Origin of the sequence: Chelativorans sp. YIM 93263, from assembly GCF_028767125.1 — a bacterium.
Taxonomy (GTDB): Bacteria; Pseudomonadota; Alphaproteobacteria; order Rhizobiales; family Rhizobiaceae; genus Chelativorans.
On sequence record NZ_JAKCWP010000001.1, the window covers coordinates 181,464 to 198,636 of the forward strand.

The following is a 17,173-nucleotide window of genomic DNA, read 5'->3' on the forward strand; positions in this document are numbered from 1 at the left end:
CCTCTTTTCCGCAAGGGTGCTTTAAGGAACTGACCTTTGGGCCAGAGAGGGCGTAAGACCGAACATGGGTGAGACAGAGGGAACGGTAGAACGCACCTATCGCCGCTTGAAAGAGATGGCTGCGAGCTATGAGTTCAAGCCGGATTCGCGGCTGAACGAGAGTGAATTGGCGAAGCGACTGGACACCAGCCGCACCCCCTTGCGCGAAGCTTTGAACCGTCTCGTGGCCGAAGGCTTCCTGACCTTCCGCAGCGGCAAGGGCTTTTTCTGCCGCTCACTCAAACCCGCGGAGATCATGGATCTTTATGAGGCTCGTGCCGCAATAGAATGCGAAGCGGCAAGCCTCGCCGCTCTACGTGCAGACCCCAAGGATATCGCTGCCTTGGAAGAGTTTTTGGAAAGTTCAAAGCCAGACTACAAGCCGGGAACATCACCGGTTGAGCTCGTCCGCCTGGACGAGGAGTTCCACACCCGGGTCACTGCGCTTTCCGGCAATTCGGAAATGGTACGCATGCTAGGGAACATGAATGGTCGCATTCATTTTGTCCGCCTGATCGACCTCAAGACGCTTTGCGAGAAGAACGGCCCCGACGTCGTGACGACTGAGCCCCACAAGCGGATCCTTGATGCGGTAAAACAACGCGATTCTGAAGCTGCGCGAGCCGAAATGGCAAAACATATCGAGCGCAGGCTGGAATCGATCACAGAGAATGTCCGGAATGCATTTGCCGAGCTCTATACGCCCTGAAGCCTACACAGCCCTTACAGCCGATAGCTGAACCGCTGATTTCAGCCCATCCTTCCGACATTGATCAACCTTCGTCGCTATATGAGGTGCGCAAAGGCCGGGGCAGATCAGTTACCGCCGCTCCCTGTCACGTCACCGCTCGCTCTTCCCTGTTCCTCCGAAGGACAGGATCAGAGCGATCGAAAGCATGATGGCGGTCACGGCGTAAAGCCCGATAGCCGTTGGGCTCTGAAACAGAAACCCAAAGTCACCGCCTCAGCCCTTGCCGCGCTGCACTGACCGGCGTCAACTGTGAAATCGGCACACACCGTCTCATCGCGCCCAGATGCGGTTAACCTGATAACGCCGTTCGAAGAAGGCGACTTCGATTGTCAGGGGCTGATAGCTGGCACGGTTTCTCGCGCCTGCTGCAGAAAGGCCTCGCGCTTGCTCCACCGTGCGCCGGTCAAGCTTGTAGGCTGGGACAAACTTGACGCCCCGGAAATCAATGTGCCGGAGCCTGCATACCCCTCTCGGTCTCAGCTGCGCGAGGGCGAACAGGCATGAGCCGCCATGTCAGGTTCCGGCGAAAAATCGTCAGCGGAAAAGGTGCTTGGTCGCAGATTGGCGGAGAGGGAGGGATTCGCATGACTTTTTAGCATCTTGCAAATGCTGAGTTTGTGCGGCGAGATGTTACACAGTTTGTTACTCAGCGATGGCGACAGATGAGTGTCGACCGCAAGTTGGCTGCCAAGGCCTACGAGCTTAGCCCGTCGGGAATGAAGGGGAAGGCAATCGGTCTGAACCTCGGTATACCGACGAATCGGGCAAACCGGCTCGCCAGTGTTGGCGCGTAGAGGCGATCTCGCCAATATCGACGTCTCTGCCGAAAAGGATGCCATCTTCGTCCTTCGCTGTCCCACCATCTCCAAAGCGATGGAGCGCCTCCGCAGAGGCGGACGGGGAGCTATGTGGGTCGGGATCCGGCAAGTCCGAGCTAGTATGCCACTCGTAAGAATAGGCCAATCGATCGGTAAATCGCTCACAAGAACGCAATACGCTCGTTGAGAATCTAGCCAGTATGGTGTCGCCATTCTCTTGATGAGGAGCCGACGGAGATTGCAACCTGCCGGACCCGCCAGAGCGCAGGAAAATGACCGAGGGCCTGGCCTTCACCGTCGAACCATTCCTCTCTTTGAGAGCGGGCTGGGCCGAGGGTGGCGATGATCATGGACACTGTCCGGTTAACCTCACGCGCCGACCGTGCAATACGAGCACACTGTTGTCGCCACTCGAGATGGTGCTCCTGTCGTTACCTTCCTAGTTGATGACTTTCAATTGCCCGGTAGCTCTTCCAATCGAACTAAGCGACTGCTTTCCCCAAGCTGAGACATTCTCTCTGCGCTAACACCGCACTTGTCTTCTGATTGCTGCACTTCACTCCTGAAATTGACAACCGCTCTCCACCATCGCGTTACGGCTGTTCCGGGGCCGGTATCGGACAGTCAGGCAGCTCGAACGTCTAGCTGCCATTCAGCTCTCGACCTCAACCCGGTCACAAGGGCGAGCGATGAGCTTTCCTGCAAGTGGACACTGGACGCGTAATCAATACCCCTAGGAGTGCAGCGCCCCTTAGTTGGCCCCCAACGCCTCGACCCTATCGAGTCCGGCCGAGAAGCCGTTGAGCGAGATGGTAAAGGCGACGTCCTGTTCGGTATCGCTGGCTTTGGCCGTGAGGGTAAGTGTGGTGCCGGCGCGCAGCGCATCGACGCTGGTCTGATCCAAACCGATCGGCACGACGCAGCCGGCAGGCAGGCAGGTGCGGATGGGCAGCTCGGTCATGGTCGGCTGTTCATCGATTTGTAGCGTGATGCCGGCATCGAGCAGAAGGAAGGGTAGGACCAGATTGCCAGTGACCGCGTTGTCCGGACCGGCTTACAGTTTTATGGCAAGCACGCGCTGGCCATCTTGCCGGGCCTGTTGTTGGGACAGCGCACAGCGTTTCGTCGCCTCGGCGATCCGACAGGTGACACGCCAGTCCCGATAGGATTCCTGGAGGGAGGATGCCCCGCCCGGAAGGGACGGAGCATCCTGGGCGAGCACTGCAGAGGTTGAGGGCAACACGGTGCTGGCGATGAGCAGGACCGTGAGGCGGAAGACCCGGCTCAACGTCCTGTGTAAAGACACTCCCATCCTCAGAACCGCACGGCGAGGTTTGCCTTGAAGCCGTGATCGTAAGCATCGGAGGCGATCTGTCCCTGGTAGGAGAAGCCGAAGGTCGCTTCGGGTGTCAGGTTGAGATCAAGACCGGCCTCTATGACGGCGCTGTTGCGAGCGATTGGCGCTCCGGCAATGGTGAGAGCGTCGCCAGCCGAGAAGGCGTGTATGCTTTCGGGCGTCGTATCGCCGAAGGCATGTCGCCACCCGATTATGCCGCGCAAGGTGGCATCGACCGTTCCGAGCGCGACGTTGTGTTCGCCCCTCACGCCGAGCGTGGTGAAGGTCACACCCGTCGTGCCGCTCTCGACGGAAAGTGCCGCTGCGCCGCCCTGTTCGGTAGACCCGTTCGTATGCAGGTTGACATGGGCAAGATTGACGAAGGGCTCTAGGCGGGTGTCGGTTCCGAGGTCGAGACCATAGCCCAGTTCTCCGAATGCCTGGAAGGTGCCGGCAGTATAATCTGCCGAGAGGTTGTCGGTGAGGCCCGGAATGGAGACGGAACGGCTGGTCTCGATATCGTGCCAGGTGTAGGCCGCGCCGGTACGAAAGGCGAGATTGCCCCACTCGGTGCCGCCGTAGAGACCGAGGTGATAGTTGCTGCTCGCCCCCGATGAAGCGCGGTCCTGCGCGTCGAAGCTGGAGTGGCTGTAGCCGGCCAGAAGGCCGACACGCCAGTCACCGACAAGGCTGTCCGCGCCGATCAGCAAACCGCCCGACGAGCGGTCGAGTTCGGCGGCATTGGCGTCGCTGTCGGTCGAGCCCCAAGAGCCAAAACCGTGCGACCAGAACACCGGCCCACCATGATCGGCGGAGACCAGCACAGGCGTGTCTCCCGGCCCGTAGGCCAGCACCGGGGCGTAGGAGGCCGCCGCCGTGGCAAACGCCGCGCGGATGCGATCGTTGGCGGCGTTGCGCACAAACCGGCTGTCCTCGATCAGTGCCGTCTGTGCCGATGCATGGATCTCGCCCGACAGTGCATCGAAGCTGGCGTGAATGAGGTCGTCATCGTCGGCAAGCTGGGCAATCGCATCATAAACCGAGTGACCGGCAACAATACCGATGCTCTCGATGCCGCCCGCCGTTGCGATCTGGTTGCGTGTCAGCGCTGTGGAGGCAAAGTCAATGTCGTTGCGCGCAAGTTTGAGATCGACCGTGCCGGCATCATAGTCATAGATCAGATCGGGATTGAGAAAGGCGAAGTCGGAGGTGACGCTCTCGAACGCACCGTCCAGTTCTCCTGCCGAGAGGACCGTATAGGTCGAACGCAGATCGTAATTGCCATTGGCGCCGATATGAGCGACCGCGCCGCCATTGAGTGTGGCGGTGCCGGTCACCGCAACAAGATCGCTTTCCCAGCCTTCCGGGTTCACCTCCACGGCGAGGCGCGAGCCGGCCGCGAAGATGAGATCGCCATCCACCGTCAGCGTGCCGATCGAATTGCCAGGCGAAAGCGAACCGCCGGTGGCAACCGTCACCGAAGAACCGGCGCCGGAGCCGATCGTGCCTGAACCGCCAATCGTTGCGCCGTCCAGAACATGGAGGCTGCCGCCAAGCGCGCCATTGCCGTTTGCATCTCCCACGAGCAGCATTCCAGCGTTGATCGCGGTGCTGCCGACAAAACCAGCGCTGTCGCCGGTCAAAAGCACCGTTCCCTCCCCATCAAGCGAGAAATGGCCATTGCCTGAGATGGTCCCGTCATAGGCAGCATTGTCGCTATCAGCAAAGCTGAGCGCCGTTCCCGCGCCGTCAAGTTGAACGTTGCCGCCAAACCGGGCTGCTTCGGTTTCAAGTCCGCCTTCGGAAACAGTCCAGTCAAGGGTGGAGACGCCGTCGAGCGTAAGCGTCCCCGCGTCCTGCTTAACCATCTGGCCGTTGGTTCCGCCCAGCCCGCCGATATCGCCGGCAAAGGCCGCATCATCGGCCTGGTCGAGCACGAGGGTCGCGCCGTTGCCGATACTGCCCCGGATCGAGGCCACATTGGCCACGAGCGTGCCCGCCTCCACCAGCGTATCGCCTTCATAAGCGTTCGTGCCGGTCAGGACCAGAGTGCCCTCGCCCCGCTTGAGCACATCGCCTGCGCCTTCGATCGTGCCGGATAGGCCAAGCGCTGTATCCGACGCCACGTCGAAAGCACCGGTGCCCGCCAGGGTAACCGAACGGGCACTGTCCATAGCGGCAGACGTTACGAGCGTGCCACCATTGAGGCTGAGACCTCCACTTGCAGCGCCGAGATTGGCGTCCTCGGAGATCTCCACACTTCCCCCGAGAATGGAAGTGCCGCCGGTGTAGGTGTTCGCTCCACTGAGGGTCAACTTGCCGGTGCCTGTCTTAATCAACGAACCGCCCGTGCCACCGAGAATGCCACCATCCTGAATGACGCCGCCGATCTCCCCGTCATTGCCAAGCGCGCCAATGGCGAGATCATTGCCGCCCAGATACACATCGCCGTTGCCCGACAGCGCGCCGATGCCCAGGTGACCAGAATGTCCCGACAAGTCGATGCCGCCGCTCGCCTCGTTGACGATCATGGCACCGTCGGCGGTACTTTTGCCGATAAAGCCGACCAGACCGCCGCTTCGGTTGACGATCGTGGCGCTGGCAACGGTGCTGCTGTCGACAAATACGAGTTGGCCGCCCCTTTGGTTCTCAAAGGTGGCGGATCCGGCCGAGGCGTCGTCCGTAAAGCCAATGACGTCCTGGTTCGTAATGGTGGCACTCGCGGCGGAGGAGGAGGAGCCGAACTCCAGGGAGCCGTTATGAACCGTTATGTTTGAAGTTCCGGCGGTTGAGGCGACGAAAGTCGCCCCCGAAGTATCCTGATCGATGACGATCGTGGAGCTTCCGGCGCTAGCGCCGTTTCGGAAGAAGACCAGTCCGTCGTCGATATTGAGTTCGATATCACCCGCGCTGGCCCCGTCAAAGAAGAGCCTGGTCCAAGCGCCCCCGCCGTCGACACGAACAGGACCGGTGCCAAGTGCACCGTCGGCCTGCACCTCCAGTATGCCTTCAGCAACCATGGTGCCGCCGGTGTAATCGCTCTGGGCGGTCAGGATGAGGTCACCCGTACCGGTTTTGGTGAGTCCGCCAGTCCCGGTGATCGATCCGCCGAGTGTCGTTGTCGTCCCCACACCAGCAACAGTGAATGTGCCGCCCGCGGCCTCGAGCACGATGGCGCGTTCGATGGTCGACGTTGCCGTTGTCTGCAAGCTGCCGCCAGAAAATGTCAGCGATCCGTCCTGGTCTCCAAGCTGGGCATCCGAGGATATCGACAGCGTGCCTTCGTGTAGCGTCCAGGGCGTCACCTCGGTCGTCTCATTGGTCAGCGTCCACACGCTGGCGCCGGTCTTTTCGAACGCATCGAAACCGACGAACCACCCGTCCTCGGTTGAGGGCGCATCGGTCAGCGTGGAGACATCGAAGCTGGCGTTATCGTCACCGCCCAGGGCGAGGGTGCCAGTTGCGCCGCTTTCCACCACCACATTGCCCGTGAAATCAAAGCCGTCACGCAGTTCCAGTCGGTTGGTGCCGCCGGTGAAGGTGATGGCGTTCGTCTGGCCGGAATAGCCGGTTCCACCGGCGATCAGGCCGCTATTGATGACCGAGAGGTCGGCGCCAATAACCCCGGCAGTGCCTTCACCTCGTGCAAGCTCATAAGGCACAAAGCCCGCCGCTCCTCCGCTTCCGGTGCCGCCAGCGGCACCTGGAAGCCCACCGGTCGAGCCCCCGCCACCATTCCCTCCTCGAATGGTCCCGGCATTGATAATGACACCACCGCCTGAAAGCCGCAGGCCCGCGCCGCCATCGCCGTTCCCATCTGCGTCGCCGCCCTCTATTACGGCATCCTCGTTGATCGTGGCGGTCACGGCGCTATCACTTGTGGTGACGACGCCGTCACCGCCATAACCGTCTCCATCTCCCTCGCCACCGTTCCCGCCGGTGATCAATCCAAAACCATCAAGGCGGAACGTAAGCGTTGCGCTGTCCGTCACCACCACGCCAGCACCACCCCCGCCGCCGCCCCCGATGGCGCCGCCGCCGCCTCCGCTGCCGCCGGCGATCGTTCCCTCCATCGAGAGCGAGGGCGCTGCATTTGTCCCGGTGACAAATAGGCCCGCACCACCACCTCCTCCTCCTCCGCCGCCGCCTGAGCCGTTCCCTCCCGCGCCACCATCACCACCTTGCCAGATGGTGCCTGCACCCAGGACATACTCAGCGTTTCCGGAACTGTCACCGATTATGGCGGCATCGCCGCCCGCACCACCACCACCACCGGCCGCGGCGAGCCCGTCACCACCGTCGCCACCATCGCCACCATACATATCGCTGACGCTGCCTGCCACCGGCGAGCCATCATGCGCCCCGCCGCCGCCGCCACCACCGCCGCTGCCGCCATCGACGCCCGCATCGCCGTCACCGCCCGGCGCGGCACCGCCATCGCCACCTGAGCCATCAGAACCCACGCCGTCCGCTCCGTCCTGCCCGGGGAGACCGCCCACGCCGCCGTGCAAACCGCCCGATGCGCTACCGCCGTCTCCGCCTGTGGCATGGCCCAGGGTTTGCGCTTGAAGCGGCAGTGCTGAACCAAGAATAAGAGCAAGCGCCGTCCCGGCCAACACATGGTTTCTATGCCGCTTTGCACAATTGCCGTGGGTGACCGATCCCTGCCCCATAGTACCCTCTCCAAGTCAAATGCACGCGCAGCACGGGCTGCCCCAGCTCCTGCCGGTCGCTGCCCGTGTTGCGACTCAAGTCTGAGGACAGGCTAGCAAAACAATCTCGCACCAGTATTTGGTCAGACCGGATCTGGCCGAATTCGCTGAAATGATTTTCCAAATGTTCCTCCAAACGGGATCTGTTTTGCATGGGGGGCCCGATTGGACATTTAGGGATCATCGGGCTACCCATTGACGGTTTCGGCTTGGGGACGGGGACAAACATGGTGCGCTACAACGATCTGGTCTTTGCGCGCGATATGATCAGCGCCGAGCATGACGATGGCCGCACCGTCCGCTTTACCCGCCAAGAACGCGCCCTGCTCTTTCGGCTGGTCAGGGAACCGCAAACCCTCGTCACGCGCGCGCAACTGCTCGACGCGCTGGGTGGGAGCGAAGCCACCCTGACCGAGCGCAATGTCGATTATCTCATCAACAGGCTGCGCAGCCGGTTGGGCGACAGCGCCCGTGCCGCGCGCTTTATCGTCACCCAATATGGCGAGGGCTATTACTGGGCCGCCAATCCGGTCAACAACGATCCGCTGAGCGGCTTTCTGCTCATCGGTCCCATCTCCGGGCTTGCCGACCTGAGGACCTCCGCCAACGGTTTTCCCGATCACCTCAAGCAGGAAATCAGTAGGGCTTTGGGTGGGCGGCGAAAGGTCCTGATCTGTCCCCATTACCAGCCATCGGTGGAAGGTGGGGACCGGCTCGACTTTACCCTCGAGATCAGCGCCCATGCCGACAGCGATGTTTTGCACCTGGCACTTGTACTGCGCCAAGGGCGCACAATGCAGGTGGTCGATCGGTTCCGCCGGGCCTGGTCGCCCAGGCTGGAAAAAAGCTCCAATCAGGCCAGGGCGCTGGCAGGCGCCATCGCCGAGGCGCTCTGGCGCCATGAAGCCGACATCGCCCGAATCCACGCTAGCCCCACCGACCGGCCGGCGCATTTGCGTATTCATGACGCTGCGATGATGCTGACCGACGACACAAGAAGCTGGAAAGAGAATGCCTCACGGCTGCAATCGGCCTTTCAGGCCGACAAGGCCGACCCGCGCAACGCCGTCATGCTGGCGCTCAACCATTACAATCGGCTGCTCCAGAGTCTCGGAGAGACACCACCGCTTTCAGACGCGGACTGGACCGCACTTGAGGTCGAGATCGAAGCTTTTGCCCTGCGCGCCTTGCCCGAGGCTCATGATAATCCCGATCTGCTGCTGGCCATCGCCAAGCTCTTGCGTTTCATCGACAGAGGGTTTCTCGATCTGGCCGCGCGGCTGACCGACGAAGCGTTCGGCCAAAGCACGGCCTTTGCCGCCAGCTTTTCCATGAAGGCCCAGATCGCGGCCAGTCGGGGCGAAATCGATAACGCCACGGCGCTTTACGACAAAGCAATCGAGCTGGCCGAGCCCGGTTCGCAGTTCCATATCTACCTTTTGATCCTCAAAATCGTCGCCATGATGGCTGGCGACAAGCGCGGGATGGTTGAGCATCTTGCCGTCGAGCTGTATGATTTTGTGCCGCGCGCGCAAACCAGCTTCGGCTTGTTCTTCATCTCGCCGAAAGCGAAGCAGCTTGCTGCGCCCATGGAGCAGGCGCTTGCCTCGATGCCTGTTGCCCAAGCCCGGCAATTCTCTGACTATCTGTTCCGAATATCAGCCAGGCAATTCCAGCGCCGCGCGCACCAGCGCAATGTTCTCAAAGGACTGACAACGCATATCATGCGGCACCATGGGAACGAGGCTATCGCTCCGGTGATCCGCAAGAGGTTTCCCGAGCTCGTTATAGGATAAGATTGGAATAAGCGCAGCCGTTGAAACGTCCGCTAACAAGCGTTCAACTATCAGAACCAGAAGTCAGCAGTAGGTGTCGTAGATGTCGGACTGATCCGCTCCCAAATCGGGAAAATGATTACCCCCGTTGCAGATTCGGGGCCAGAGCTGACGGTCCGCTTTCAGGTGAACTTATAAGAAGCAGCCGTTCATCTGACGACCTCGTGAGGAAATTCGGGGTTTGCTCGCGCTACGACGAAGATTGGCCCTATCTGGATACATCGTGAACGACCGAAGAAGTCACGTCTCTTTGGCCTTCTCCGCATTCTCGAAAAGACGTTCGCTGATCAGGCGCAGGAAGAAAAAACCAAACTGGGGGTTTTGGAAATAGAGTTGCTTGAGATCGGAATAGGAGATCCGCCTCACCTGCCCGGACTCGACACATTCGAGGCTCTGCGTTCGCGCGTTTCCCGGCGACAGGAGACCCAGTTCGCCGACAATTGCCCCGCTGCGAAATTCGATGCCCGATTCCAGCAGGCGAAACAATCCGCTTTCAACATGAAGCATCTCGCCAGCAGGATCGCCCTTGCGGAATATGACCTCGCCGGCCGCATATCGGCGCATTGTTCCGTAGTTGCGCAACCATTCCATGGACAAATCACTGCGTGAAGCCACATCGACTTCGCGTATCAGCTGCAGCATCTGATAAAGACGCCAGCCGTTGAGCGGCAGCAGGATGCCGGACATGGCGATCAACGGAAAGCTTTGCGTGACGACGCCGTAGAAGAGAAAGACAATATTGGCGGCGATGGCGAAGATGCGCAACGGGATGATCGTCGTTAGGGAATAGGTGATGATGGTCAGCGCAGTGCCGACGAAGCCGATTAGGTCGATCCACATCAATTTACGTCCTGGCGATTCTTTTAGAGCTGCTTTGCTGTTTGCCGGTTTCGATCAGGAGTTGGCAATAAGGGCAATCGCGCAAACGGCAACATAGGTTACGTGGTGCAGAAACTGGTCCAGCCCGGTCATGCGCCAGAACCAGCTTTCATCTTTTCCCTCGGAGAATCTCGCGACCTGCTCCTTCGCCCAGTCCAGATGATAGTGCGCCACGAATTCGCCCGCGGCAATAAAGGCTGCAATATCTGCCTGCACCGACAGCAGGACCAACAGGAGAAAAGTGCCCGCCGCGTGAAGACCAGAGTGCAAAAGGCCGCCCGGATGTCCGTAAATGCCTTTGTTGCGCAGTTGGTAAGGCGTCTGGTATACGAAATCGAACAGGTAGTGCTTGAACTCGAGACCGACGAGCAGGAGAAGGGTTGTTAATGTCATGGTATGTTATGTCCCGTCCCGGCAGTTGATCACTTGTTAGGCGCCACGAACACGCCGGTCCAGCCGGGTGGTGGCGGACCTTTCCGCATTGCATTCAAGCGCTCGCCGTAGACTTCGTAAACCCGGCTCAGCACCGTCGGTGCCCAGGCACGGGCCCGCGACAGCGCCGTTTCCGCTGCGTCAGGATCGGCACTTCTGTACGTTGCGATCAACCGGGCATGCGCGTCAGCCAGCTTTTCAAAGGCCGGCGTGCTGGCAAAATCCGCCCCGCCCAGCAACGCGTAAATTGTTACCGCTTCTGCGCGGCCCGTCACCTGCACCCGATCAACCTCCACGAAGGCCAGATCCCTGGCACCCGCCCGAGTCGCATCGCTGACCAGAACGGGCACGTCATAAAACTTGGTCAGGCCCTCGATGCGTGACGCCAGGTTAACCGTGTCGCCGATGGCAGAATAACTGAACCGCTGTGCCGACCCCAAATTGCCGACGCAGCATGCGCCAGAGTGCAGGCCGATTCCAATTGACAGGCGCCCGTCCTCGTCGGCGTTCAGCCGCTCCAGCGCGTCTACCATGCCGAGAGCTGCAAGGCATGCTTTGCGGGGATGATCGGCGATATCGAGCGGCGCGTTCCAGAATGCCATGATTGCGTCGCCGATATATTTGTCGATGGTCGCGTCGTGGTGGAGGAGCACCTCGGTCATCGGAGTGAGAAAATCGTTTAAGAGACTGGTCAGCACGTCGGGATCAAGTCGTTCGGACAGGGACGTGAAGCCGCGAATATCGGAAAACAGCACCGTTAGTTCGCGTGTCTCGCCTTCGAGGTTGAGTGCCTGGGGATTTTGGGCCAGCCGCTCGACAAGCGTCGGGGAAAGATAGCGGCCGAAGGCACCACGGATGAAACGTCGTTCACGGTCGGTGAAGAGAAGGAGCACCGGCATTGTAGCCGTGAAGACGGCCGCTGCGGCCAGCGCCGGCAATATTGGGTCGAACAGGATCTGTGCCCTGCTGAAGCAAAACCAGGAGATCACGATAGAGAGAGAGACGAGTATGGCGGCAGCGGCGCTGCTGACAAGCGGATTTGCGCGCAGGGCCAGGGCAAGTATGGCAAGGGCGAGGAGGACCGCCAGGAGGCTTTCCGCGCCGCCGATCCAGTCAGGGCGCGTCAGAAAAATTTGCCCCATAATCTGGTCGATGATTTCGGCATGCACGCGAGCGCCCGGCAGCGCCTCGTTGACTGGTGTCGTTACAAGATCGCGCAGGCCGACCGCGCTGGTCCCCACCAGCACAATGTGTCCGTCCACCAGTGGCCGAAGCTCGCGCTTTCCGGAAAGCAGATCTACGGCCGATATGGTCCTCATCCTGTCGAGACCGGAATAATAGACGCGGAACTGTCCAGCGGGTCCCGTCGGCACGGAAAACATGCCGATCTTCACAGCTGTCATTGCCGGCGACCCCGCTCCGGCTTCGCCACTTGCGCCGGTGCTGCGAACGAGAATGGCGCCGGCGTCTTGCGCTACCCTCAAGGCCTCGATCGATAGGGCTGGATAAAGACGGCCCTGCGCATTGGCAACAAGCGGTAGAGCACGGACAACACCGTCACTGCCTATGGGAAATGAGAAAAAGCCGACACCGGATGCGGCTTTCGTCAGGATCGATAGATTGCGCACGCCGCCCCGGAGCTCGGGCAAGTATGTCTTGGGGTCGGCACCCCCGAAAGCGAAACCGGACTTGGCGGAGGGCAGCCTCGCGCCCGTTTCGTTGCTGATGGCGATGCCGTTGATAACCGGATTTCGCGAAAAGGCTTCGCCCAGCACGGCGTCATTGTCCAGTTCCGTTGCGTCACCGGAAAGTTCCACCGGGATCCCCGCCTTGGCCAACGCGGCGATTGCGCGAACGGGCGAAGTGCGGTCAGGCTCCGGGAAGACCATATCGAATGCAATCGCTGCCGCGCCGAGTTCACCGAGGCGATCGACGATTTCAGCCATCGTCGTGCGCGGCCAGGGCCATTGCCCGAGCTGACGCAGCGAAGCTTCGTCGATGTCAACGATGACGACGGGGGCGCCCGCCTCAGTTCTCGGCTTAAAACGCTGATAAGCGTCGAAAACGATGTTGCTAAGGCGCGTGAAATCCTTCGGCACGGATAATGCGGCGAAGAGAACAGTTCCCAGCGCCGCAAGGCCGAAGCAACAGACCAGGAGATCCCGTCGCCTGTTGCCGTTTTTGCGGAAATGTCCGCCGAATATCCCGCGCCTTACCATGGGCAATCGCTGCTCAGCCCAGGAACGCCATCCCGCGGTGTCAGCGCCTCTGTCCGGCAAAGATACCGCTGGCGCGCCAGTTGGCGCCGTCATTGACCTGGAAGTCGCCGATCACACCCGCGGCAATATCACCTCCGTCATTGACGAACGCGCCGCTCGCCGAACCCTCAACGCCACCGCCACCCGCGAGGGCGCCCTCGAATGTCGCCTGGCCGCTGGTCGCTCCATTGACGGTGCCGCCGAAGTCGCGCCCGTCGAAGCCGGAGACGGAAACCTCTCCTGTTCCCAGACCGAAATTGTAATCCATATCCATTTCGCCTGCTGCGACATATGAGGCGTCATTGTTGATTACGTTGCCGACCGCGAGGCCCTGATATGTTGCCGTCGATGTAGAAAGCTCGCTCACATCGGCGATATCGCCTACGGCCCAACTGCCGAGATGGACGCCGACGCGCTGGACGACCTCGGACGCATCGCCTTCGGAAACGGCCACCTCGGCCTGTGTCCCCCACCACCCCCATTTCAGGAAATCACACTCGGTACACCGGTGGTCAGCATCCACGCCGCTCATGAGCTCGCTTTCGGACAGCCCCTCCACCGCGCCGGAGGAGACGAAATAGGTTGCCGCTTCCTGCGTATTCACCTGCTTTGCAACGAGCTCGTTTTGGATGACATAAGTTTTGTCATTGTTCGGATTGGCGGTGGCGCCGAACGTGTCGTCATCGATGTGTGCAGAAGCGCCGTCCTCAGTGTTTCCGTCAATCCCATCGCCGAACGGGACGATCAACTCGTCCGGCGTCCCCATCGGACCAATGCCTTCGACACGGATGGACCCGCCGAGACTGCGGTTCTCAGGATTGAAGATCACCTTCGCATCGGGGCCGCTGGTTTTTGCAAGAACCGGGTCGAAGGAACCATAGTGGTTCGAATAGGCGCCTTCGATAACGCCTGCAGCATAGCCGTTGTATTCTCCCGAAAGCCCACGCGATGGCGCGGCTTTCTCGGCTTCCAGATTGCCCACATGGACGGTCGAGAAATCGGCTCCGGCGACAAACTTGTTCGATTGGGAGTCGTAGAAGTGGCCGGGTTCGAGCATTTCGTCGCTCACGACGAAATTCTCTCCGTTGGAGCCGAAGATTGATCCCCCAGACACTCCGGCAATAGTTCCTGCCGTGCCGAACATCTGGAATGACGGTCCGTTGGCGGAAACGCGGTAGCTGCCACGACGGTCAAGACGAAAGCCTTTGCCGTCGGTGGAGACAGCGCCGACATTCACCCCGATGGCGCTTTTCTGATCCGCCCCCGTTCCATTGATGGAAACCCAGTTCTGGAACACACGCGCACTGCCATCAGCAACGTTTGCGGATTCGGCAAAGAAAAGGTCGGATGTCGCAGCCTCGGAGAAATCGAAATTGGGATTGTCAGTCACGAACGGCACAGTAACGCCCTGGAGCGGGTCGACCGTCAGGCTGTAGCGCCGAACACCTTTGCCCTGGAAAACCGAGAGGCCATTGGCCTCGGTTCCTCTGACGGCGTAAAAAGGCTGCGACGGATCCCCATCGATGCCGAGAAGGTAGGCGGTGAACGCGTCTGGGCCGCTATATGCCGTGCCCGACAAGAGACCGAACGGAGACGAAGCCGCATCGACCTCGTGAGCGGTAAACGCCTCGTCCTCATAGACAGGCAGCGTCACGGTGCCCTGCTCAAGCTCCCCGGTTCCCTCACCCTTCCCATCTTCTACCTTGAGCGTGATGCTCTGGTCGTGAGCGGACGAGCCGCCGACAACTCCGTCTCCGCCCGCTTCTTGCGCCGTCAGAACCCGGAGCGGAACATATGAATATTCCGGCGGTTCCGGCGTACCGCCATCACCCTCGCCAGGGTTGCCGCCGTCTTCGTCGCCGCCGGGAGTTCCATCGCCATCATTATCGCCAGACTCTTTGTCGAGTTCCCTTCGAACTTTCTCTAGCCAAGCTTCCTGCGTAAGATTCACTTGAGCTTTTCGCTCCCTGACAAATTGCTCGAGCACCTTCTCCTGCGCTCGTTGTTGGGCTTGCCTGGCGAGAATTGCCTGCTGCTGCTGCGTCCGCTGCTCCATTCGATATTGTTCGAGCTTTTTATTCACATACTCGGGGGGAGCCAGCGGCGGGAAATCTGGATCAGCGTTCTTAGCCCAAAGTAACCTGCCAATTTCATAGACCATTTCCGGAGAAATAATCCCCGTACTAACATCTAGAGATCCATCGGAAATACCCGCAATTATTCCTTGACCCTCCAGAACTTCATAGTTCTTTTGGGTGCCTGTCGCCTGATCCGTTGTCAGGCTGAGTTGCCTTCCGAACAGCAGTTGTCCCTCAAAGCTTACCGGGGTTACCCTCATATCGGCGATTGCGCCTCGAATGCCGACAGTCCCCACGGGCGTTTTAATGTTCACTCCGCCCTTGCGTTTCGATGCTATGCCGCCGATGAAGCGGAAGATTCCTTTGCTGGCAGAGGCAGTCAGCTCGGCTGTTCCGGTGTCCGGATCGTAAACAAAAGAATCGATCGTCAAGCTTGAGTCGGGCCCGACAGTGAAAGTAGTGCCATCCGCCAAGAGGATTTGCAGAAGGCCATCAGTATCAGTTTCGACATGCTCGTTATGAACAATGCGATCACCCAATCGAATGGTGCGCATCGATTCACCAGGGTGTGTGCCGTACGCGGACGGAGTGACAGCTGCACTTACCCCAACCTGTTCTGCGGATACTGGAGCCACCGTGAACACCAGGCAGAAAGCCGACGAAAGAAAGTCCCTACCAAGCGTCATATGACTCTCCTAAAAGGTTCTCATGAGACCGATGGAAATAGTCGCGTTGTCGTGGGAGTTGATGTCGTAGTTCGAATCCACATCGCGGTAGCTAACCACCGTTTGAACGGCCCAGCTTTCTTTGAAGGGGACGGTTAGCATTCCGCGCACAAAGATTTCTGAATCGCGTTGCGCCGTAGAGGCCAAGATATTCGGATCGGCAGCACCGTATTCGCGTTCCAGGAATCCCGCTGCCAAACCGGCGACCCAGGGACGCTCTTGCTTGTCCAGGGGCGAAGCAAACCGGTAATTGCCGCCGAAGCTAAGGCCAAACTCTTCGTTGCTCTTGAAATCCTTGCGGGCGTCGTGGCGCTGCGCCTCGGCCGTCACAAAGCCGGTTAGATTGCGGGTAAAGCGGTGTCGTACAGTGCCGCTGAGACGATATACGTCTCCGGTCTTGTAAGAGGAAGTGGGTCTCAAATCGGTGTTGTGATAATCTTCGTACCGGTATTCGGCGCCTATGCTCGCGATGGTGCGCTGGCTCAACGCCTTGTCGAATTCAAGCCCGGCGCCGACGCTTGTCCGGTACGTGTCGCCGTGAAGCGCGATCCCGCCAAGAATTCCGTAAATACCGATACTGGAATCCTCTATGCCGAAGCGTTCGAGATCGACCACCGGACCGAACGTCAGCTCGCCAAGTGCGGTGTCGATCTCATCGTGCTCGGCAAAGAGCGCACCATAGGTTCGCAAATCCACATCGAAACGGTCACCCAGGGAAGAAAGCTTCCGCGAGTAGCGAAAATTGCCGGAAATGAAAGCGTTCGCGTCTGAGTCTGCGAGCGCAGTATCGTTGAGAATGAAATCAAGGCCGTTGAGGTTGATGATTTCGTCCTGCGGACCGCCATTCGCGTTCGTCTGATACCGAGCGCCAATCATGATGCCGCCGTGGAACTGGTTAACTGCGGTCCTTTCCTCAATCGCTTTGAGATAGGGGGCGACGTTGGCCTGCACGGCCTGCGGAATGTTCGGCGCTGCAAGAGCTCGATCGAGATATTCCTTTGCCATCTCGTAGGACCCCAAGCGGAAATAGAGCACGCCCAATTCGAGCTGCAGCCGTGGAACGCCTGGGACCAGAATAAGCATACGCTGAAATGTGGAGATCGCCGCCTCGAGATCGCCCGCGCGCGAGGAAAGCGTCGCGTACTCGAATGCGGCGTCGAGATTGGCGGGATCCGCCATCATCATCTGGAGAAGCTTTTCGCGGCGCTCCTGAATGGCTGCGAGTGTCTCGCCGGTTACTTGCGGCATGACATTCGCCGTGTCCCGCGCTTGTGCCGGCAATGTCCACGGCAAGATCGCCAGAAGCGTGC

8 protein-coding genes and 3 pseudogenes are annotated in these 17,173 nt (G+C 59.9%); 3 read left to right on the forward strand and 8 right to left on the reverse strand.

The features are described from left to right. The first annotated feature begins 64 nt into the window (after positions 1–64). Complete coding sequence (locus tag LY631_RS00920; RefSeq protein ID WP_274423228.1) at positions 65–748, forward strand: GntR family transcriptional regulator; 684 nt, start codon at positions 65–67, stop codon at positions 746–748. Between the two features lie 804 nt (positions 749–1,552). Further along, positions 1,553–2,116, forward strand: a pseudogene (locus tag LY631_RS20400) (M24 family metallopeptidase); the annotation flags it as partial. Between the two features lie 243 nt (positions 2,117–2,359). On the opposite strand, the pseudogene LY631_RS00925 reads toward LY631_RS20400, so the two are convergent. Together LY631_RS00925 and LY631_RS00930 are read right to left on the reverse strand one after the other, a co-directional pair. After that, a pseudogene (locus LY631_RS00925) lies at positions 2,360–2,638 on the reverse strand (invasion associated locus B family protein); the annotation flags it as partial. Positions 2,639–2,922: 284 nt separating this feature from the next. Continuing rightward, on the reverse strand, positions 2,923–7,617 hold the full coding sequence (locus LY631_RS00930; RefSeq protein WP_274423229.1) for an autotransporter domain-containing protein: 4,695 nt from the start codon (positions 7,615–7,617) through the stop codon (positions 2,923–2,925). Between the two features lie 266 nt (positions 7,618–7,883). On the opposite strand from LY631_RS00930, the gene LY631_RS00935 reads away from it, so the two are divergent. Further along, positions 7,884–9,452: a winged helix-turn-helix domain-containing protein gene (locus LY631_RS00935; protein WP_274423230.1), complete on the forward strand. Its 1,569-nt coding sequence runs from the start codon at positions 7,884–7,886 to the stop codon at positions 9,450–9,452. 279 nt (positions 9,453–9,731) lie between these two features. Here LY631_RS00935 and LY631_RS00940 read toward each other — a convergent pair whose 3' ends face one another. The 6 genes and pseudogenes from LY631_RS00940 to LY631_RS00960 form a co-directional block, all read right to left on the reverse strand. Continuing rightward, a complete protein-coding gene (locus LY631_RS00940; RefSeq protein WP_274423231.1) occupies positions 9,732–10,334 on the reverse strand; it encodes a Crp/Fnr family transcriptional regulator in 603 nt (200 codons plus the stop codon). Between the two features lie 51 nt (positions 10,335–10,385). After that, the gene (locus LY631_RS00945; protein WP_274423232.1) at positions 10,386–10,763 is read right to left on the reverse strand and encodes a DUF3307 domain-containing protein; all 378 of its coding nucleotides are present in this window, start codon (positions 10,761–10,763) and stop codon (positions 10,386–10,388) included. A 29-nt stretch (positions 10,764–10,792) separates the two neighbouring features. Beyond that, complete coding sequence (locus LY631_RS00950) at positions 10,793–13,021, reverse strand: CHASE2 domain-containing protein (RefSeq protein WP_274423233.1); 2,229 nt, start codon at positions 13,019–13,021, stop codon at positions 10,793–10,795. A gap of 40 nt (positions 13,022–13,061) precedes the next feature. Further along, the gene (locus LY631_RS00955) at positions 13,062–15,011 is read right to left on the reverse strand and encodes a hypothetical protein (protein ID WP_274423234.1); all 1,950 of its coding nucleotides are present in this window, start codon (positions 15,009–15,011) and stop codon (positions 13,062–13,064) included. 402 nt (positions 15,012–15,413) lie between these two features. Beyond that, positions 15,414–15,824: pseudogene (locus LY631_RS20405) on the reverse strand (FecR family protein); the annotation flags it as partial. 9 nt (positions 15,825–15,833) lie between these two features. Further along, complete coding sequence (locus LY631_RS00960) at positions 15,834–17,111, reverse strand: tetratricopeptide repeat protein (protein WP_274423235.1); 1,278 nt, start codon at positions 17,109–17,111, stop codon at positions 15,834–15,836. Positions 17,112–17,173: the final 62 nt, after the last annotated feature.